The following is a 19,230-nucleotide window of genomic DNA, read 5'->3' as shown; positions in this document are numbered from 1 at the left end:
TTCCCTGATTTCGCCAGCCGCGAAACCGTTGATACACCGTTGACCATGGGCCGAAGCGCTCCGGCATGTCTCGCCACGCAGCACCCGAGCAAAGCACCCAGAGCACACCATCGAGCATCAGGCGGTCGCTCAGGCGCGGCCGCCCTCGGCCATGAGTTTCGATGAAGAGGTCGGAGACCACACCCCAGTCCTCATCCGAGAGTTCGTAACGCTTTGCCATCACAGAATTCCTTTCCGTCGATGGCGGAGGACTCTACAAAATCTCAGCGTTTGAGGGGCGGCAATTGGGTTTCTCGGGATTTCGTACAGAACCTAGAGCCCAGTCAAAATGTTTTTCGGCGACCCTGAGAATCTCTAGTAAAGGAAATGCCTCCCTATTCTCAACACGTCCCCCTTTGACTGAGTCGCCATCGCCCGCAAAAATGACATTAACGCAGCGCATGCCCACGCTAAAAGGAATAACGCACAGCATTGATCCACCGGCTTTGTTCATCAAAATAACCGAAGCTGCGCTGACTTCCCTCGAATATGTCCACCCCCGTACGTAGCTGCCAGTGAGCATCAACGTCGTACCGCATTTCCAAAGAAGCATATTGCGCATCCAGGCGCAGGTCCTGTGCAACGTAAGCGGTGAGGTAAAGCCGGCCCTGCCACAGCTCGCGACGTACCGCCAAGCTGATCATTTGCGTGCGATCCTGATCGACGGCACGCGCCACGGCATCCTTCCAGACGTTGTAGTACTGCATGCCGAAGAACCAGTCCCCACTCAAGTAATCCACGCCCAGCAGCAATTGCTTCTCACGGTTCTTCTTCAGCTCAACGATGCCGGTTTGTGCCTGGGAGTAACGATAGGCATCAGGTACGAAGGCCGCTTCCCCCTTGAACACCACCGGCCCTATCGGCATCGCGAATGAGCCACCAAGCAGTGTGCGACGCTTCAGTGCTTCTCGATAACTCAGACCAGCGGGTGTCAGCCGGGCGGAGTAGGTCTCTTCAGTCTGCCAGCCGTGCCAGCCATTCAGGGAGTAGTCCACCCCATGGACGTTGCCGCTCCAACGCAAGGCGGGTGTCCAGTCGGAGGGTTTACGCCAATCCGGACCATCCGCTTCGGTTTGAGGGATATTGCCCAAATAATCGCTGACCCTGGTTTCAGCAAAACGGGCACCGCTATCGGGAAGGAGGTCCGTACGCGTCTGGGGGATCAACAGCAGCTGTAAGGATTGATCCTGGAATACCGAGCATTCACTGTTGAGCATGGCCAATGGGCGTCGTTGCTGGACATAGTCGCCGAAATAGCCTTCGCGACGGTCAAACGCATGGATCACGTCCAGGACCCTGAGCCGGTCAGCGCTGCCCCAGACGACTTGTTGTATCCCCAGCGTGGAGGTACATCGTTCGCCTTGGTATTCAGCGAAGAGTTCACGGGGCTCGACTTCGTGATAGTCGCCGTCCAGTTTATTTTCCTGCAAAGCCCTGACTTGCAACTTGTAGCGCCAGCCCGATGCATCCTGCCAGCTCCCCCCCAACAATGCGGAGTACTCGTTGAGCCCCCACTCGCCTTCGCGGGTCAACGCTTGTCGGGTTTCCAGACGACCGTTGAAATCGAGTGCGTCGAGAGCGGCGCCGTAACAGACATTACTCAGTATCGCTAATGCAAAGCCAACCTTCACTGCCGGTACGTTCATAGGCTCACCTGTGAGGCAAGCAAAGGGTCGATCTCGCGCTCTTCACCGGGCTGGATGCAATCCTGAAGACCTGCATCAATCGTTGCCCAATCGCTTGAGTAATTCGTTTGTCTGATAGGCAAACGTGTTCTTTCCCACGCGTGCAGCGCCCTCTCCAGTCGATAGCCCACCCAACGGCGACAGAATTCATCCAGCGGTTGCGACGAGAGCATCAACCAGGCAGCACATTCCCCCAACCTGAGCGTACCCGCAGATAAACGCGAGGCGGACACCTCTTCGTCGGTCCACTCCAGGATTCGTGCTCGGGTAATTTCGCCATGGGCAGTCTGGTCAAGGTAGGCGATGACCGTGTGGGGTTGTTCCAGCACGCGCTGGCCGATGAAAGCCGCCAGCGTTTCCGAAGGCCCTTCGAATAAACGCGTAATACGAGCGTCGCGCCAGAGTTGTCCAATGGGATTGTTATCGCAATAGCCGCGAGCCCCTAGCATCTGCAGCGCGCTATCACTGACCTCCCCAAGCACCTCGCTGGCCAACCACTTCGTCGCTGCCAGGACCTCGGGGGGAGCATCAGGTAAGCCCTGATCCAGTCGTAGCGCCAGGTCATCGACCCAATTACCAATTGCAGTCGCTGCACAGAGCGCGTCATCAACCACACGTTGAGTATGCTCATGATCCCAAAGACGGTGACCGCCCAGGCTACGTCGGGTGCTATAGCGGATCATCAACTGAACACACCGCCATAACCCACCGACACAGGTAGCGGCAATTCCCAGCCGGCCGAACGCCATCGTGTCGCTGGCCACAGCCAGGCCTGCATAGGCACTTCCCAGGACTCGGTCCTGGTTGACCAGCGCAGCTTCAAAATGCAGTTGGTTCTGCACCATGCCTTTGAGGCCAAGCGTCATCGCTTCGCTACCCTGGCGCATACCTTGTTGCTCTGCATCTACACAGAGTCCCAGATAGCCGAGCTCACGCCCCTGGTCATCAATATGCCGGGCGAATACCGAAATGACGCCCGCCCATGCAGCCGAACCTGACCAGGACTTAGTCCCATCAAGCCTGAACACATTGCCTTCACGTTGCGCGCAGGCCGCCATGCCCAGCGGGTTGGAGCCCGCCACCCGTTCAGTCAACGCAAACGCGGCGAGCATTCGACCATTCGCCAGTTGCGGCAGGTACCGCTCTTTGATGGCTGGCGCCGCGAAGCGTTGAATAGGACGGATACCCAACCCGTTGTTGAGACCGATAAAAAAAGCCAAGGTCAGATCAATGGCGCCCAATTGACGCTGTACTCGCAGCAATTCGAAGTTGGACAAGCACAACCGGCCGCCATAGTCGGCGGGCACCTGCATTCCCAGTAAACCCCGGTTCCCGACTGCCAGCACCAAGTGCGGCGGCAGGCAACGGCGCTCATCCATGAGGCGAAAGTCCAGGCGTTTCGCCCAGTCCTGCAACCATGCATTCAACTCAGTCACAGCAGGCGTGTCCTGCCGTGCTTGAGGATCAAGCATCATCCATGCATTCAACGACTAATCTCCTATCGACTCGTCAACCAGCTTGCAGCCTCATGGACCATATGCTCCAGTGATTGTGTCGGCGCGAAGCCTAATTGCCGACGAGCCTTGTCACTTCGGTAATGAACCTGCCTGCCCAGCAACGCAACGACATCGGCCGAGAGCCTAAGGGGTATTCTCGTGAGCAATACGTCCAACGGCCGCAAAAGGGCGACGATCCATCCCAATGTACGAGGCTGCCAACGCGGTGCTTCGACGGCCATCGCAGCGGCCATGCAGGTGAATAATTCGAGATAGCTGACGTTATGAGCATTCAGGATATATCGCTCCCCGCTCTTGCCTTTGGCCATGACGGCCAGCAGCCCCCTCACCAGATCTTGCGCGCCGATGACCGCAATGCCGCCGGGTGGGATAAACGGCAGGCGTCGAAGCTGCAGATCAAGCATGACCTTGCCCCATCCATGCAGCACATCGCAGTTGGAGGCGATGACCGCAGAGGGACACGCAATGACAATATCCATGCCCGACGCACAGAAACCACGGACCTGATCTTCTGCATCACGCTTGCTGTGCATATAGGCCAGCCGAAATGCATCGCCGTTATAGATCATTGACTCGTCCGCTTCCTCGGCCGGATAGCCAACGGCAGCGATGGACGATACGTGCAAGATGCGCTCGACCCCCGCGTCGCGAGCGGCCCGCAGCAAATTCACCGTGCCCTGCACGTTGACCGCAAACATACGCTTGCGCTCGCACTCGTAAGGCAGCGCCAAACCGGCGGCATGGTAGATCTGTGTGACGCCTTCAAGCGCGGCCCCTAGGCTGGCGGGATCCAGAAGATCGCCTTCGCGCCAGACCAAACCTTCGCGCAGGCTCTGCAACGCTGCGGCTGGATCGTTCGGCAAGACCAGCACTGCCACGTTCTCACCCTGTTCCAGCAGCTCCCGCACGATATGACTGCCCAGGCATCCACTGGCGCCGGTGACCAGAATCATTGAGCGCCCTGCGCAGCCAGAGCCAAGGAAACATTAAGGCCACCAAACGCGAAGGAGTTTTTCAGCCACGCTTTCACATTGGCCTCGCGCGCGCCCCCAGTCACATAGTCCAAGTCGCACTCGGCATCCTGCCCCAGGTAATTGAGGGTTCCGGGAATCTGATTGTGTGTCGAGCTCATAAGCCCCCCAATCAACTCGACCACGCCCGCAGCGCCCATCAGATGACCTATCGAGGACTTGACGGATGACACGCCCAGCGAAGGCGCATGAGCGCCGAATACTTGTTTGATCGCCGCCGTTTCGCACCGGTCATTGAGTAAAGTGCCGGTGCCATGGGCGTTGATGTAACTGAATGCCTCGACGGGCAAGCAACTGTCGGCAATGGCCTGGCGCATGGCCTGAGCAGGGCCTTCCACGGATGGCTTGAGTAGGTCGCCAGCGTCACTGTTGACCCCATACCCCAACACGTGAGCCAGTATCGGTGCGCCGCGCGCTCGGGCATGCGCCAGGGTCTCCAGAACCAATACACCGCCCCCCTCGCCCAGCACCATGCCACGCCGGCCAACGGAAAATGGCCGGCAGGTATCGGGGGCCATGGCTCGCAACGCCTCCCACGCTTTCCAGACCAGTGCGTTAAGACATGCGTCAGTGCCACCTGCCATCACCAGGTCTGCATCACCGCATCGCAACAACCGATAAGCCTCGCCAATCGCCTGTGTGGAAGAGGCACACGCGGTGCTGACGGTGAGCGCCGGGCCCTTGAAACCGTATTTCAGGCTTATGTGACTGGCTGCGGCATTCGCCATGACCCGGGGCACCGTCCACGGCGCGAGTGTAGCGCTGCCGGCCTGATAGAGATCCAGATAGGCGCTGTGCAACGACTCGCTGCCACCCACGGCGGTGCCCATGTAGACCGCGCACCTGTAGGGGTCAACCGTTGCCGGGTTGAGACCGGCCATGGCCAGCGCCTCTGCCGCCGACAGCAGTGCAAACTGGCTCGCGCGGTCTAACAGTAACAACTCATTGGCCGTGAACAGGCCATCAAGTGCATCCCCCGGCAACGCCCCCGCGTTACATGTTCCGCCGACAACGTCGATCAAACGAGGCACTGGTGCGATCGCACATTGTCCTGTGGCCAACCCCTCCCAAAGACGCGCTCGACCCACACCAAACGGTGACACACACCCCGCTCCGGTGATGACAACTGTGTTCATGAAACCGCTCACTTGGAGGCCAGCCGTTCAGCAAGTATTTCCACCAGGCGAGACACGGAGCTGATATCGGTATGGCTGTACGCTGATAAATTGACAGCGAATCGCTTTTCAATTGCGTAGGTGAGCTTCAGTACGTCCAGCGAGTCGAGCCCCAGCTCTTCGATGCTCAGTTGCGTATCCAGCTCAGTGATATCCAGTTCCAGCGTGCTGGCGAGCAACTCCAGCACCAGGGTTTGCAGCGATTCAGTCGACATACGGGGACTCTCGGGATCAGTGTTCAGTGCGCAAGGCACGTTGAGTGAATTCAGCATCCGAGATGCCAGGGTTGATGCTCACTTTCTCGACAATCATCCGCGTGCTCTTATTGGCTGCCAGATTGTGCATGGTCTGGGCCGTAGGCCTGCTGAATCCGTCGACAACTTGCAAGCCGTCGCTTTTAAGCTGTTTGACCAGCACCCCCTGGCGGTCAAAGTAATCCACCTGCACCGGGTAACGGCTCTTCTCTTCCAGGTAATAGACCTTGCGTGAATAGCCGGAAATATCTGCCTCTTCGCTACGCGCCTTCGCTTCAATCTGCCGGCATGCCGGCCAACTGAGGCAGGGCTGGGAGGTCGCGAGGCTGGTGAACGTGTAGTTCAGCAGCTTGTAGTCCTCAAAGTCTTCATAGGTGAAGTCTGTACCCATGAACCAGTTCTGCTTTTGAGAACCGGCCAGTCGTCTCAGACTTTTGGTCGAAGGGGTATAAGACCAGATGTCGTTCGCGGCTTTTCCACTGTCCTCGATTAACAGCGCAACATTCTTGACGGCCGCGGGCGCGGTGAACCGTACCAGGGTGCCCATGCGGTCGCTCATACGCTTGTCCAAGCGACTCAGTTGGCGTGTAAAGGTCAGCCGCTCGCCCTCGAACAGCTCCATGCGATAGTCGACTTTTTCGTCCTGTGCCTTCATACGGCGATCAGAATCCTGCATGACCGCCAGCGCATCGTCGGCGAAGGCTGGCCATGTGCAAAGCATTAAAAGAGGCAAGGCAGTTAGCAGTTTGCTGTTCATCCAAAATTCCTGAGCTTGAGCGTGTCTACCGCGGGAATACGCAATACATGACGAATGGCAGGCATTGCTGCGAATGGAATAATCACCAAGGCGGGCAGGATGACTCTCCAGAAATCACTGAAGGCGGGGTCGGTATTGATCTTGAACCAGACGTCCGTCAGGCGATGATTGAGGACGCCTCCGAGACCATAGCCCAGGGGGATGGACACCACGCCAGCAAGCAGCGCAACGCTGAAGGTTTCGCAAAGCATGATGAGCGACACACTTCGGTCGCTGAAACCGAGAATTCTCAACACGCCATATTCGCCGCGACGCCCCACGATGCTGAAGTTCATGCTGGTCACCGCAAACAGCAGTGCAATCGCAATACTCATCAACGCCGAGATGTGAATGATCACCCAGATATGCGAACTGATCTCCAGGATGGAGGCGACTATGTTCTGCTTGGACGTAACCCGTACCACGCCTGCCAACTCATAGATTCTCGCATCGTCCAGGCCACTGCTCCCCGCATCCACCAGGTACGCGCCGGTAAACTGCTCATCCAGTGACAGCATTTGCTGAGCGAAGCGGCGCGTCGTAATCACTTCACCCGGCAGCGCCCCGGAAAACACCCCGACGACCTTGGCCGGATAGACGTTTCCTCGCACTTTTAGATTCAAACGGTCACCTGGGTGGACGTCATGGGAGATGGCGATGCGGCGTTCAATAACCAGCGCGTCAAGATCGCCGTCCAACAACATCCGGCCTTCCATCAGGTTTACGTGACGCACGCTGTCTGCCGGCTCGATACCCAGGAGACTGGCGTTATCCAGCTGCCCTTCGCCCAGAACCTGCGCCCCGCCCTTGACGAACGTCGACCAGCGACTGCCTGACGCCAGGCCTTCGAGACGGCCGATATCTTCATCCCACCAGGGCACATCCAGATCGACCACGCGACTCCAGTTGTCGCGCTCCACGTTGCTGATCGCGGTTCGCTCCATGGACGTCAGGGAAATATAGAAGGCAATGGTGATTGCGATACTCGCCGACATTGCCAGCACCGTGACCAGGCTGATGCGCCAGCTGCGCAGCAAGTTGCGCAACGAATAACGAAACCAGAACGGTCCTCCGATATGACGCAGACAGGCGACCATGCGCAGCGCAAACGCTTGCTCCTGACCTGCGCCAACGTCACGCAGGGCGTCCATCGGCGTGATGCGAATGATCGAGCGCATCGGCAAGTACATGCCCAGGGCGACGGTGCAGCACAACAATAATCCGGCTCGCCATAGATAAGCTGGCTTGAACATCAACTGTGGCTCGGGCATGCCGATGGCGCGTGCATAGTTCCAGCCGAATGCATACATATCAAACAGCGCCAGGCCGCAACCCAGCACCAAAGCGAGCACAATCAGCATCAGCGCAGGCAGGCTGTAAGCGCAAACGACCTGTCGACGCGTATAGCCCAGCGTGAGAAACATCGCGATCAATGGGCGTTCTTCCTTGGCCCATTGGAACATGAGGAAAAACACCACCAGGGTCGATGACAGCGCAAAAATCAGCACAACCGTAGGCAGGAAAACCTTGAAGGTATTGAGGTCCAACTCGAGGAACTTTTGGCTGAACTGCTCCTGGCGCGGCAGCACGTAATCGACGGCCAGACGCGACTGCGCTCGCGCGGTAATGCGCTGCTTGACCTCATTCATCGACGCATGCGGCGACACGCTGAACAACAAGCTGTTGCTGGCTGAAAAACCCAACTGCTGGCGCATGAGCCCCTGGTCAGCAAACAACACACACAGGGAGCCGTTGCTGGGCACGTACACACTGGGGTTCAGCGGCGCGACCAGATACTCCGGGCTTTCAACGATGCCGATAACCTCCACCGGATACCTGGCAGAGCCGGCAATAAAATCAAAACGGTCACCCACGCCCTTCCCATGGAATTTCGCACAGTTACGCTCAAGGGCAATCCCTGCAACATCCGCTGCATTCGGCAGGCGACCTTGCAAGACCTTCAGTCGATTGACCGCCGAGAAATCCGCTGCGTCGGCACTCACCATCAATCCTGCGACCGGCTGATTACCGCCCAAAGGCGCCAACCCTGGCATCAGTAAGCGGTGATGGGTCGCGGTTACGCCGGCAATGTCATCAAATGCCGGGAGGTTGATCAGATCGTCCGGCGCAAAGATGACTTCCAGATCGGCCATCGATGCGTGGGACTGAATGTCCTCCACCGTATCGAACAGACTGTCGATCGCCGAATAGGCACCCACCAGCACACCAAAGGTCGAGGCACAGATCAGTGCGATGGTCAGCAAGCGATAGCGAATGACCAGAACCGAGCGAAGCACATGCCGCATCAGCATGTTCATGGTTCGGCCCTGTGCAGGTTGCCGGAGCGCATCTCGTAGACGTCATCGGCGTGCTGCCCAAGTGCGGGGTTGTGCGTGACGATGACCACCGTGACCTGCTTCTCTTCCTGCATCTGACGCAGCAGTTCGAAAACACGCATGCCTGTCTCTTCGTCAAGACTGCCGGTGGGCTCGTCCGCGAGAATCAACTGAGGTTCCTTGATAAGCGCTCGCGCAATAGCGACCCGCTGTTGCTGGCCCCCGGAGAGTTTTGAAGGGAATTTTTCGGCGTGTTCGTGCAGACCGACTTTGCGCAAATATTCCTGCGCGCGCGCATGATCCTGCAAAGTGACTGAGCGGATCGGTTCAAGCCCAGTCAGCACGTTTTCCTTCACTGTCAACGTCGGGATCAAGTTGTGAAACTGGAAGATGAACCCTACCCGCTCCGCCCTGAAACGCGTCAATGCCTTGAAGTCCATGGCGTTCAGGCGTGCGTCTGCGACCTGGACCAGTCCCTCATCCACACGATCCAAACCGCCCAGCACGTTGAGCAGCGTGGTTTTGCCCGAGCCTGATACACCTCTGATCACCGTCATGCTGGCGCGAGGTATCGTCAGGTTGATGTCATTGAGCACTAAACTGCGCCCGTCGCCGCTGGGGTAGAATTTTTTCAGTCCCACAAGAGAAATCAAGGGGTTATCCATTTCGATTACAGCTCCAGTTCAACCCGGGGTTTGGTCTAGATTGAGTCCGAAAACACCGTAGCGCTTGGTCCGACGCATTCCGACATTACGTGCAAGTACGTAGCTGGAAGGATTGCGGTCGTCGATCCACATGGTGTCAACACGTTGAAAGCGCGGTTCGGCGTAACGCACGATCTCATCGCCGATCAACCGGCCTAGACCACTTCCCTGGACAGATGGGTCGGCACCGATAAGTGCGATGACACCACCGGTGACGCCGCGCTTGTAACGATTTAGCTTGAACAGGTCGAACAGACCGAAATGCCCCTTGAGCCGACTCAAGATCTGGTTGAGGTCCGGCAAAATCAGGAAAAATGCTACGGCCTGGCCGTCCAACTCAATAAGCTTGATGCCTTCCAGATCGATAAACGTCTTCACACTATCGATCTGGAATTTGAAACTGGCCTTGGAGATCGGCGCGACCTCATAGTTCTCGGCAAATGCACTGTTGAACAAACAGCGGATCTCCTCCAGATTCGAACGCAAGTCAGCCCGCGTAGCACTGCGCACACTGAACTGGCTACCTGGCAATACTTTTTCACTGCGGCTGGCCTTGCGTCGCGCACGGTACTGCTCCACGTCAACCCCATACGTGCTGAAGGTGAAAGCCAGATCGAAACCCGCCTGCTTGAGAGCGTCGGCGTACCAAAGCGGGTTATAGGTTTGCAGCAACGTGGGAGGCCGGCCGTCGATGTTCTCGAGTAACAACGCAGCATCCTGTGTCGAGGTATAACTGTAAGGCCCCAGTAACCTCGATTTGCCACGCGCTCTCGCCCATTTACCTACCGCATCGAATAATGCCCGCGTGACGGCGGGGTCTGACGCGACTTCAAAAAAACCGAAAAAAACGTGCTCATGACCAAAGCGCAGGTTGTATGCCGCGTGAATACATACGCTGACTCGACCCTGGGCCTGACCTTGATCATCCAGCGCCAGAAAATGCTCAATCTGCGCTTCGCGAAAGAAGGGGTTATGTCGTGGTGACAATATCCGTTTCATGTCGCTGCGTAAGGGCGCAACCCAGTGCTGGTCGTCGGCGTACAGACGAAAAGGCAGGTCGATAAACTGCCTTAACCGCTTTGCCGTATCCACTGCTTCGACAGTAATCATGAGAGGTCCAAAAGCTGTTGCATGTTGCGGTGACGTGCTTCAAATATCCGGTCCATATAGGCGTCGACAAATAACCACTCAAACAACGCACCGCCTATTGCGTGATAAGTCACTCGATCCGTATACAGCGTCCCCCCGGCAGCGGATTCAACGCGATGCTCATGCCGGAACGCACTCAGGGGCCCCTTGATCATTTCATCAATGAAATACTCGTTGTCTTTGACTTCGCGGATGCCAACGGTCCAATTGGCAGGGATAAACCCGAACATCCAATGCCGGAAACGGAATTGACGCCCTTGCTCGATCCGCAGGTCAGCAATATCTATGTTTCCAAGTGGGGTAACGCGCTCAGGGAAGATCTTCGGGAAGTTCACACCTTCCATGCAGAAGTCGAATACCTCGGCACAGCTACGCCCCTTGATGAGGGTGGTTTTTTCCAATACGGGCATACTCGGATCCTCTCTTAGATGGTTTCGACAGCGGTAGCGGTGCTGAATCGTTCGGCGTATCTGCGCCACTGATCGGGATCGAGGGCTTTATCAAAACTGCGAAATCCAGCCAGCATGAAACCGTGGCGCACGGACAACGATTGAACCAATTCAAGGTCATCATTGCTGAGGTCCAGACCAAGGCTCGTGTGGCAGGAAATACCTTCGAGGGCGAGCATCATGGTTTCGGCCATGCAGGCGTATGCGAGGTCTTGCGGGATACCGTAACGTGAACCCAAGCGTGCTTCTCCGGGCATTTCGACAATGCCACCGTCAAGCACCAGCACGTCCGGCCGGCGACTTGAGATATCCTGGCTGACATTGGCAGGTCGGGAGATGTCACACAGGATGGCACCTTCGGCGATGTCGTCGGCGCTGATAAAACGCTCGGCGCTGTTAGTCGCAATCAGTACCAAGTCAGCGTCGGCCAACGAAAGGTTGATGTCGTTACTCCAGCGCAGCGCGGTACGCTCACCGTTTTCAGTCACCAACAAGGCTGCGAGATCCGCGCTATCGTGTTCGTTCAAACGCTCAGCGATTCCGGCAAGTACGCTGCCGGGCGCCGGCACGCCCTGCGTGCAGAAGTTCACCAACTGAGTAATGACAGAGGCAAAGCGCGGCGTGTTGAACCGTGCACTCATCGGGTTACCCACCAGAGTGACCTGTCCGGCCTGCATCGCAATCAACCGCGCGATGGCCGAGCCTATGCTTCCGGTGGCACCAATAACCGCAACGCGCATGTCCTGCATACGGCGCCCTGTCATTTCAACTGCGCGGCACGATGCCTCGACCGCTGTAAGCAGCGTGTAACTGTTACCCGTCGTCAGGGCCACGCCTTTATCCAACAAACGCAAGCCACCACCGGTCACGATTGAGGTATGCCCTCCTAGCCCGACCAACGTTGCACCGCGTTGCTTGGCCATGTCGATGGCCTGGCCGATCAGTTCACAGGATTCCTCAACGGGCATCGCCGCAAACTGCGCCGCGGAGCGTGGCACCATGATCAGATCACCGGTCACTCTGCGACCGGTGGCAGGCGATGTAAGCTCCACCGTAGAGACGAAAAATGGGTCCATCAACGGATTCAAGCGCTCTTCAAGCATGCGCAACGACTGTTGAGAATAATGACTCAGGCTTTCATCGAATTCGGCATAGTTCGAGAGCTCCAGGGGATGCAGAACAAATGCAAAATGGTTATCAGGCACTGCCTCGGTAAAGCTGATCTGATGCAGCGGCGCTGGCGGTGGTCCCGACGAGCAGGGCTGAGCATCAAGCAGATGCGCAAGTAATGTGCCCGTACGCCCCTCCTCCACCCATTGCAGCGTGCGAGCCAGCGCCTGGATAAACACTTCACACTCGGCTCGCCCGGCAATGAGCGGAGGCTCGACACGCATCACGTTCGCGCCGTTGAGGGTCGGTGCAACGCGTACACCTTCAACATTGAGCAGGTAGCTTGCGAGAATGGGAACAAGGCTTTCCTGCTCCCCCATGATGCCGGTGAAGCCGCCGTAGAATTGCGGATAGTGACTGCGATCAAGATCAAACTCGATGCCGATCAGGTAGCCCGCACCGCGTACTTCCTTGATGAACGAGGCGTGTCTTGCCGCCAGCTCGTTGAGCTGTTCCAGCAGGTAGCGTCCGTTATCTCGCACGCTGTCCAGCAGGTCTTGACGTTCGTCCAGTAGATCCAGCACTTTCAGCCCGATGCGACAGGCCAGTGTGTTCCCGCCGAAAGTAGATGAGTGCTTGTTCTGGAAGTCTTCGCTGTACGCGTTCTTGCTGATCAGGCAGGCACCGATCGGCATGACCCCGCCGCCCAGGGCTTTCGCCAGCAGCAGGCAGTCCGCTTGCACCCCCGCACTGGCGAACATCTGCCCGGTGCGTCCCAGTCCGGTTTGAACCTCATCGATAATCAACAGGGTGCCGCTGCGATCACAGGCGGCCCTGATTTGCTGCAAGTACTCGGGCGGCGGCAGATTGATTCCACCCTCGCCCTGTACCGGTTCAATGATTACTGCAGCGTAGGCGTCAGGGTGGCGCTGTAATTGGTCTTCAAGGGCCTGAATGTCGCCATAGTCAACAAAATCAAAACCAGGCAACGGCGCTTGGAAACCTTCCTGATATTTATCCGAGCCTGTCGCTGAGAGCGCTCCGAGCGTCTTGCCATGGAAACTCTGGTGGGTCGACAAAATGCGCTTGCGGCCTGTCTTGATAAGGCAGGCTTTAAGTGCCGCCTCTACCGTTTCGGCGCCACTGTTTTGAAAGGTCACGCTTCGGTAATCGCCTGGCGCGATTGCTAATAGTCGTTGTGCCAGCAACCCACTTGCCGCCAGGGAGGATGGCTGCACAAAGATCGGTTCCCGACTCAGTTGAAAGCTGGCCAGTTCGGCCAGCAACGCGTCCGGACTATGGCCGAATGGCAGCGCACCGTACGCACCGAGAAAATCCAGGTAAGCCCGTCCTTGTGCGTCATAGAGGTAGCAGCCCTCGCCGCGTACAAACGTTTTGTCGAGCCCTACCCGACGAATCAATTCGCCGACCGCAGGATTCACATGCTGCTCAAATGGACTGATTTGCTGCCAACGGCTCATGAAAGATTCTCTGTGCTGTAGGGTGACGAAACGGGCGATAGCCGACCCGCTGTCTGTCGATAAAGATCCGCCGCCACACCCTCGGCCACCATGATTCGTTCATGGGCGGGTCTCAAAGAGTGATAGGGCAATGCCGGAAAAAGATGATGCATGGCGTGATAGCGTTGGCTCAGGGGCTCAAGCAGTTCCAGCCAACTTCCCTGGCGATCATGGGTCGACGAATCGGCCAATTGCCATTGAAGTGATACCGGTTCACCGCTGGATGCATACCGATGCGCCAGGCATGTACGGAACATGTTGATGAACAACACACCATAAATGACGGCAAGGAACAGGCCGACACGCGACCACGGCAACATCTCTGAGCCTGCTGCTGCGATCAGCCCCCACGCATAAAGGCTGGTCGCTATCTCCAGCAGGTAGTTGTAGCCGCGCGCGCTGCGAAAACGCGTCGCCGTGTTTCGGTAGGCGGCATGTAAGGTGACCGCACTGTATCGCTCGATGACCCGTCGACGCAGCGGCGCAATGCACCAAGAGGCCGGGCCAAGTACTGCAAAACGGACCAACAGCAATAGCGGCGTAAAAAGCGTACCGACCAATAAGGTGATCACACTGCGGCCAAACTGCTGCTCAAAGGGCAGGTACTCTGGATCCTGGCGAGTGCCGTAGCGCCCGAGGGTATGGTGGTCGATATGGCTCAAATACAAAAACGATGGCAACAGCAGTGGGATACCACACGCCAGGTTCCACATCAGGTTGAACCCGGGTACAGCGCGGCGCGGCATATGGCTCAGCTCATGAATGAACATGGCCGACCGGTAAAGCGTGAACACCGCCGTGCCATACCATAACGACCAAGTCACAGAACCGGCGCCTTCCAGCATGGACAGTGCGACCCAGAACAATCCGATGCTCAACCCGAAGTCCAAGCGATAGCGCCATACATGATGGCGTCGCAAGTCCTCGATCAATGGGCGCAACTCGTCCACGAAGGTACGCCCGTCCAGGTTTGCGACAGGCTTCACCGACGTTTCCAAATGACACCATCCAGGTAGAAGTGGTGCAGAACGATGATCAGCGGTACCAGCCCTACGGAAGGCATCTCCAGGCTGAGCACCAACAGACTGGCCAGCCCCAGCGTACTGAACCAGATCCACGGTTTAGCCCCCATCCGCTTGACCCAACCGTGTGCAACACCCAAGGCGCCTGTGACGGCTGGCTGGGTTTCCGTTCGGCGCAGTCCAGCCATTACGGTAGACGTGCACACCAAGTGGTATTGCAGCGCGTGGATGCTGGTACCGATCAAAATAAGCGCGTACAGATCGCTCACCAGCAGGTAAGCGGCGTTATACAGCCCCAGCGAAACCGCCAGCATGACCAGTACGAACCGCGGCAAGCCTTCTTGATGACGCTGCTGTCGCCGCTCGGCAACCAGAAATTGAAGCGTCGTGCCTGCGAATACAGCGTATGCCAACCAAGCCCAGAACGGCGCGAGTGCCGGCGTTGGAATTGAGATGTTCGCAAACGGCAGCGTCTGCTCAAACAGTTCGTAGTTTCCAAAATGAAAACCACCGTGAGTGATGCGATAAATCAGCGGCGCAGCAAACCCGGCCAATACCATGTTGCGAATCGGCAAAGTGGAATGCTTATACCCGGCTTTCTTCGCATAAAGTGCCGCCACACCAAAATGCTGTTTACACACATGATAGGGCTGCCAATAAACCCAGATCGCCACAAGCCAAGGTAAAGCATTCAGGCTGTAGAGGGCGAGGCACAAGACACTGATAACAACTAATCCCGCCCAGAATTGCACTTTGTGCCGCTGATACTCCAGCGGCTCAGCGAACAATCGAACGTGCGTATGCAGCACATGGGGAATATCTAGGAACAGCGCAAACAACAACGCGCCCACCAGAAACGCCGGTCCCTGCATAATAGCCAGTATCAGCGCGACCGAAATCAATGGGCCTCCAACCAGAATAGCCAGCGTGTCGACCTTGGCACTGACGAACCACGGCATTTTTACAGACGTATTAGTGGACATTGACGCTCCCTTTATACCGCTGCGGAAAACGCGAGTGTGTTAGCACGCTCAAGTATCATCGCCAACTCATGAAGCGTTGTCGTCGCATCAACTTGGTCGGCAGGCAAGCTCAGCGATAAGCGACCTTTCAACTCGGAAAGCAGCGTTAGTTGCCCCATTGAGTCCAAGCCCAAGTCCAACAGCGTATCGTTAGCCTTTATCGCGGAACCGTTCAAATGAGCCGGTAGAATCCCCTGTATTGAAAGGCTTTTTATAGTCTGGCAAATAACATCAAACACAAGTGCTCCTTGCACGTATGCAATCCGTGCTGTTGTAAAAGATGATTAAGCGGAAACGCGGTCAGTATTGACGGCAGCAGAACTCAAACGGTTACTCAAATACAGTCGACTTAATGCCTGACGCTGGATTTTCCCACTTGTGGTTTTAGGGAATTCCGAGCGGCGGATCAGCAGCACTTCATCCACCTGGACGCCGGCTTGGCGTACAACGATCTGCGCCACTTCGCGACGCAACTCCGCGGGATCCCGAGTGCCAAGAGCATTACTCGCCATGACCACTACAACGCATTCCTTTGAACGCTGAATGTCGATGCAGGAAAAGGCAGCGACAGAACCAGCAGCTAAATTGAAGGCACTTTCCAGCGCCCATTCAATAATGTGCGGATTGACGTTGACGCCTGCACGCGTAATCAGGTCCTTGCTGCGCCCGGTAATGAACACTTCATCGTTCAGCAGAAAGCCCAGATCACCCGTGTCATACCAATCTTTTGCTTGGGGTCGCACCGGATCCATTTTCAAGTAACGGCGAATGATACTGTCGCCCCTGATCTGCAGCCGGCCAAGCTGGCCCTGCGTCAAACAAATCTGGTGTTCATCTACGACTCGAAATTCGGTTTCACCGACTGCCGTGCCATTTCCTAGATAAGGTGCAGAGCCGGGAGTGCCGGGCGCTTGCTCTTTGACCAGCATTGAGCTGTGCAGGCTCTGAGTGTCCAACCAGCGAACGCGCATACCTTGTCCAGGCGCGTTGAGTGAAACCGCAACCACTGCTTCCGCCATACCGTACGCCGGTTGCAGTACACCCACTTGCAGGCCATGAACTGCGAAGGCAATTTCAAACTGACGGAGGTGGTCATAAAACACTGGCTCGGCACCCACCCAGGCATAGCGCCAATGGGACAAGTCCAGTTCACCTTCGCGCACGCGGCCGGCGAGGCGGCTGAGCAAGGCAAATGCAGAAGTTGGCGCCGGTGACAAGGTACCCTTGAAGCGAGACAGTGCCTGCAGCCAAGCCATGGGCTGTCGAGAAAACTCGTGAGTCGGCATCAGCACCAGATCGATAGAACACCACCAGGCCAGCGTCAATGCGGAAAGCCCCATGTCGTGGTGAAGCGGTAACCAACTGACCATCCGGTCGGTCGTGTCGACGTTTACACGCTCGGCAATTGCCTGACAATTGGAACTGAGCATCGACTGACTGATGCACACCGCTTTAGGCATTCCGGTACTGCCAGATGTGAACTGTAAAATCGCCAAGTCTTCAGGGCGGCTCAAGGCTGGCTCATCGACGTAATCGGCTATCGCGCTCATCTGCTTGAGCAACTCGTCATCCGTCAGGGCGACGTCTGACCATGAGCCCGGCAACTTCGTCGCTATCGCCCCGCAGGTCATTATCAACGCAGGTTCAATCAACTCCAGCATGGCGGCCAACCCGCTGCCATCACGCATTGTCGTATGAGTTAAATCGTGCGGCAGAAGCGCGATTGCCAATCTTTCGGCCCACGCGGCGAGCACCACGGTCAGCACCTCCATGCTCGAAGGCATGCAGATCGCTACGACCTGCCCCGGTTCAAGGGCACGTTGGCGGAGTACCTGACGCGCCTGATAAACCTTCGACTTGAGATCGGACTGCGTCAAGCAAACGGTAGAATCATGATCAAGAACCGTTGTGAGACGGTCCGGTGGGCACAACAGGAATTTTTCTATGAGGCACAGGCGGGCATGTGCAACTAATCCATTAGTCATCGCGTTCAGTCCTTGAAACATCCTGCAAAGACTAAATATTGTCCAACAATCTGTCAATATGGCTCTTTGATATTAATCAGCCAATAAAACGACGAAAGCGTAAAGCTTTTAGCTAATCAAAATCATCATATTGATTTATATAGATTTTTTATTTTTACCGGAATCTTCCGCGACATCAGTGGCGCAACCGGGAACATCAATGTGGCAAGGAGCACCGTTCTCGATCGGTACTGACTCCGACACAGGCCTCCATCCTTGGTTTTGCCGAGGGACACGGCTGGATAGAACGCAACGTGGCCTTACGCCCCACAGTTGTATCGAGTGTGAATCAAGATCTGTGTTGAAGGTGGCGTTGTCGCGGCTCCCTCGATCGCTCCTCGTATCCAGCGCACCGCTGCGGCCGTCTCGCCAACGAAATCATGAGAGATAACATAATCCATGACGCCGGACTCAAGCATCGCCCGCGTATGAACTGTAAGCTCATGGCCGACGAAAATAGGCCGATCCTCAGCCGCAATGGTATCTATCGCTTGAGCAACGCCCCGATTGGCACCGGCCACGTTGTAGATGGCTGCCGGGTAGTCGTGCTTGGAAAAATAACGCGTCAATTGTTCAGTCGTGGTCTGAGGGCGATCGTCGGACATCACTCGTTCGTCGACTTTCAGATACGGAAACTCGGAACGGAGCACCCTGCGAAACCCCATCTCCCGCTCTTGCTGACAGCGAAACGGCACACTGGTCACTAACAGAATTTTTGCCGGTTCCCTGGGTAACGCATTACCTATGAGTAGCCCGGCGACACTGCCCGCCGCATATTGATCGTTGCCTACATAAGCGCTTCGCCCGGAATTAGGCAGGTCGGTGGTCAGGCAAACGACTGGTATACCTAGGCTGCACAGTTTGCGGATCGCGCGATTGATCGCCGGATGCTCACGCGATACCACGATCACACCATCCGCCGAGGCGCCCTGTGCCTGAACCTGATCAGCAAAAGTGGCGGGATCGACCTGGTTAGTCGGTTCATAGTAGCCATGCACTACGACGCCTGGTGTCGAAGCGTTCACCAATGCCTCGGCGTCGGCCAACGTTGCATTGAAGGTTTCGCCCGAATCGCAAAAGAGCTTGATCTGTAACGTTGCCATGCCGTCAGCCAAGTCTTTCCTTAGCTTATCCAGCGCAGCCAGGACTTTCAGACGGGTGTTTTCCCGAACGCCGGGACGGTTGTTCAGCACACGATCGACGGTCGCAGGCCCGACCCTCGCCACCTTGGCGACCTGTTGAACGGTGGGGCCCTTCCATAAGCGCGCTGATGTTTGCGTGGTCATATGGCACGCCCTCTTTTGATGTTATTTACACCATATAAACATTCCAGATGGTCGGCTTCAAGAGCAATTAAAAAGGGTACTGCATTCTTAAATTTGAGGTTTTTCACATCA

The 19,230-nt window shown here is 56.6% G+C and carries 17 protein-coding genes; all 17 read right to left on the bottom strand.

Annotated elements, in window-relative coordinates:
* A partial coding sequence (locus BM317_RS25570; protein WP_139236069.1) for a transposase occupies nucleotides 1-220 on the bottom strand: 220 nt, incomplete at its 3' end.
* Between the two features lie 229 nt (nucleotides 221-449).
* A complete protein-coding gene (locus tag BM317_RS25565; RefSeq protein WP_092476758.1) occupies nucleotides 450-1,685 on the bottom strand; it encodes a hypothetical protein in 1,236 nt (411 codons plus the stop codon).
* Nucleotides 1,682-3,211 carry an acyl-CoA dehydrogenase family protein gene (locus tag BM317_RS25560; protein ID WP_139236068.1) on the bottom strand — a complete coding sequence of 510 codons (1,530 nt, stop codon included), beginning with the start codon at nucleotides 3,209-3,211 and terminating at the stop codon, nucleotides 1,682-1,684. The genes BM317_RS25565 and BM317_RS25560 overlap by 4 nt, the downstream gene beginning before the upstream one ends.
* Nucleotides 3,212-3,222: 11 nt before the next feature.
* The gene (locus tag BM317_RS25555) at nucleotides 3,223-4,194 is read right to left on the bottom strand and encodes an SDR family NAD(P)-dependent oxidoreductase (protein WP_092476754.1); all 972 of its coding nucleotides are present in this window, start codon (nucleotides 4,192-4,194) and stop codon (nucleotides 3,223-3,225) included.
* Nucleotides 4,191-5,408: a beta-ketoacyl-[acyl-carrier-protein] synthase family protein gene (locus BM317_RS25550; RefSeq protein ID WP_092476752.1), complete on the bottom strand. Its 1,218-nt coding sequence runs from the start codon at nucleotides 5,406-5,408 to the stop codon at nucleotides 4,191-4,193. The genes BM317_RS25555 and BM317_RS25550 overlap by 4 nt, the downstream gene beginning before the upstream one ends.
* Before the next feature lie 8 nt (nucleotides 5,409-5,416).
* The gene (locus BM317_RS25545; protein WP_060742439.1) at nucleotides 5,417-5,662 is read right to left on the bottom strand and encodes an acyl carrier protein; all 246 of its coding nucleotides are present in this window, start codon (nucleotides 5,660-5,662) and stop codon (nucleotides 5,417-5,419) included.
* Between the two features lie 16 nt (nucleotides 5,663-5,678).
* A complete protein-coding gene (locus BM317_RS25540; RefSeq protein WP_060742440.1) occupies nucleotides 5,679-6,458 on the bottom strand; it encodes an outer membrane lipoprotein-sorting protein in 780 nt (259 codons plus the stop codon).
* Complete coding sequence (locus BM317_RS25535; protein ID WP_092476750.1) at nucleotides 6,455-8,815, bottom strand: ABC transporter permease; 2,361 nt, start codon at nucleotides 8,813-8,815, stop codon at nucleotides 6,455-6,457. The genes BM317_RS25540 and BM317_RS25535 overlap by 4 nt, the downstream gene beginning before the upstream one ends.
* On the bottom strand, nucleotides 8,812-9,498 hold the full coding sequence (locus BM317_RS25530; RefSeq protein ID WP_060742442.1) for an ABC transporter ATP-binding protein: 687 nt from the start codon (nucleotides 9,496-9,498) through the stop codon (nucleotides 8,812-8,814). The genes BM317_RS25535 and BM317_RS25530 overlap by 4 nt, the downstream gene beginning before the upstream one ends.
* Before the next feature lie 18 nt (nucleotides 9,499-9,516).
* The gene (locus BM317_RS25525; RefSeq protein ID WP_092476748.1) at nucleotides 9,517-10,647 is read right to left on the bottom strand and encodes a hypothetical protein; all 1,131 of its coding nucleotides are present in this window, start codon (nucleotides 10,645-10,647) and stop codon (nucleotides 9,517-9,519) included.
* Complete coding sequence (locus BM317_RS25520) at nucleotides 10,644-11,096, bottom strand: SRPBCC family protein (protein ID WP_060742444.1); 453 nt, start codon at nucleotides 11,094-11,096, stop codon at nucleotides 10,644-10,646. The genes BM317_RS25525 and BM317_RS25520 overlap by 4 nt, the downstream gene beginning before the upstream one ends.
* A gap of 14 nt (nucleotides 11,097-11,110) precedes the next feature.
* The gene (locus BM317_RS25515; RefSeq protein ID WP_092164626.1) at nucleotides 11,111-13,726 is read right to left on the bottom strand and encodes an aminotransferase class III-fold pyridoxal phosphate-dependent enzyme; all 2,616 of its coding nucleotides are present in this window, start codon (nucleotides 13,724-13,726) and stop codon (nucleotides 11,111-11,113) included.
* Nucleotides 13,723-14,763 carry a fatty acid desaturase family protein gene (locus tag BM317_RS25510; RefSeq protein WP_139236067.1) on the bottom strand — a complete coding sequence of 347 codons (1,041 nt, stop codon included), beginning with the start codon at nucleotides 14,761-14,763 and terminating at the stop codon, nucleotides 13,723-13,725. The genes BM317_RS25515 and BM317_RS25510 overlap by 4 nt, the downstream gene beginning before the upstream one ends.
* Nucleotides 14,748-15,770, bottom strand: a complete 1,023-nt coding sequence (locus tag BM317_RS25505; RefSeq protein WP_092164630.1) for a hypothetical protein — start codon at nucleotides 15,768-15,770, stop codon at nucleotides 14,748-14,750. The genes BM317_RS25510 and BM317_RS25505 overlap by 16 nt, the downstream gene beginning before the upstream one ends.
* An 11-nt stretch (nucleotides 15,771-15,781) precedes the next feature.
* Nucleotides 15,782-16,048 (bottom strand): acyl carrier protein, encoded by a 267-nt coding sequence (locus BM317_RS25500; protein WP_170866284.1) that lies wholly within the window; start codon nucleotides 16,046-16,048, stop codon nucleotides 15,782-15,784.
* 45 nt (nucleotides 16,049-16,093) lie between these two features.
* Nucleotides 16,094-17,794 (bottom strand): AMP-binding protein, encoded by a 1,701-nt coding sequence (locus BM317_RS25495; protein WP_170866283.1) that lies wholly within the window; start codon nucleotides 17,792-17,794, stop codon nucleotides 16,094-16,096.
* A 299-nt stretch (nucleotides 17,795-18,093) separates the two neighbouring features.
* Nucleotides 18,094-19,119 carry a LacI family DNA-binding transcriptional regulator gene (locus BM317_RS25490; RefSeq protein ID WP_092476739.1) on the bottom strand — a complete coding sequence of 342 codons (1,026 nt, stop codon included), beginning with the start codon at nucleotides 19,117-19,119 and terminating at the stop codon, nucleotides 18,094-18,096.
* Nucleotides 19,120-19,230 lie beyond the last annotated feature (111 nt).

The sequence above is a fragment of the Pseudomonas sp. NFACC24-1 genome (assembly GCF_900115235.1).
In the GTDB taxonomy this organism is placed as follows: domain Bacteria; phylum Pseudomonadota; class Gammaproteobacteria; order Pseudomonadales; family Pseudomonadaceae; genus Aquipseudomonas; species Aquipseudomonas fluorescens_AA.
This window is presented reverse-complemented; position numbering and strand designations above follow the sequence as displayed.

What these genes read in the sequence shown, in the direction of transcription:
- BM317_RS25495 (WP_170866283.1), bottom strand. Translation starts at nt 17,794, where the DNA reads ATGACTAATGGATTAGTTGCACATGCCCGCCTGTGCCTCATAGAAAAA.
- BM317_RS25545 (WP_060742439.1), bottom strand. Translation starts at nt 5,662, where the DNA reads ATGTCGACTGAATCGCTGCAAACCCTGGTGCTGGAGTTGCTCGCCAGC.
- BM317_RS25535 (WP_092476750.1), bottom strand. Translation starts at nt 8,815, where the DNA reads ATGAACATGCTGATGCGGCATGTGCTTCGCTCGGTTCTGGTCATTCGC.
- BM317_RS25530 (WP_060742442.1), bottom strand. Translation starts at nt 9,498, where the DNA reads ATGGATAACCCCTTGATTTCTCTTGTGGGACTGAAAAAATTCTACCCC.
- BM317_RS25565 (WP_092476758.1), bottom strand. Translation starts at nt 1,685, where the DNA reads ATGAACGTACCGGCAGTGAAGGTTGGCTTTGCATTAGCGATACTGAGT.
- BM317_RS25520 (WP_060742444.1), bottom strand. Translation starts at nt 11,096, where the DNA reads ATGCCCGTATTGGAAAAAACCACCCTCATCAAGGGGCGTAGCTGTGCC.
- BM317_RS25550 (WP_092476752.1), bottom strand. Translation starts at nt 5,408, where the DNA reads ATGAACACAGTTGTCATCACCGGAGCGGGGTGTGTGTCACCGTTTGGT.
- BM317_RS25555 (WP_092476754.1), bottom strand. Translation starts at nt 4,194, where the DNA reads ATGATTCTGGTCACCGGCGCCAGTGGATGCCTGGGCAGTCATATCGTG.
- BM317_RS25490 (WP_092476739.1), bottom strand. Translation starts at nt 19,119, where the DNA reads ATGACCACGCAAACATCAGCGCGCTTATGGAAGGGCCCCACCGTTCAA.
- BM317_RS25540 (WP_060742440.1), bottom strand. Translation starts at nt 6,458, where the DNA reads ATGAACAGCAAACTGCTAACTGCCTTGCCTCTTTTAATGCTTTGCACA.
- BM317_RS25505 (WP_092164630.1), bottom strand. Translation starts at nt 15,770, where the DNA reads ATGTCCACTAATACGTCTGTAAAAATGCCGTGGTTCGTCAGTGCCAAG.
- BM317_RS25515 (WP_092164626.1), bottom strand. Translation starts at nt 13,726, where the DNA reads ATGAGCCGTTGGCAGCAAATCAGTCCATTTGAGCAGCATGTGAATCCT.
- BM317_RS25525 (WP_092476748.1), bottom strand. Translation starts at nt 10,647, where the DNA reads ATGATTACTGTCGAAGCAGTGGATACGGCAAAGCGGTTAAGGCAGTTT.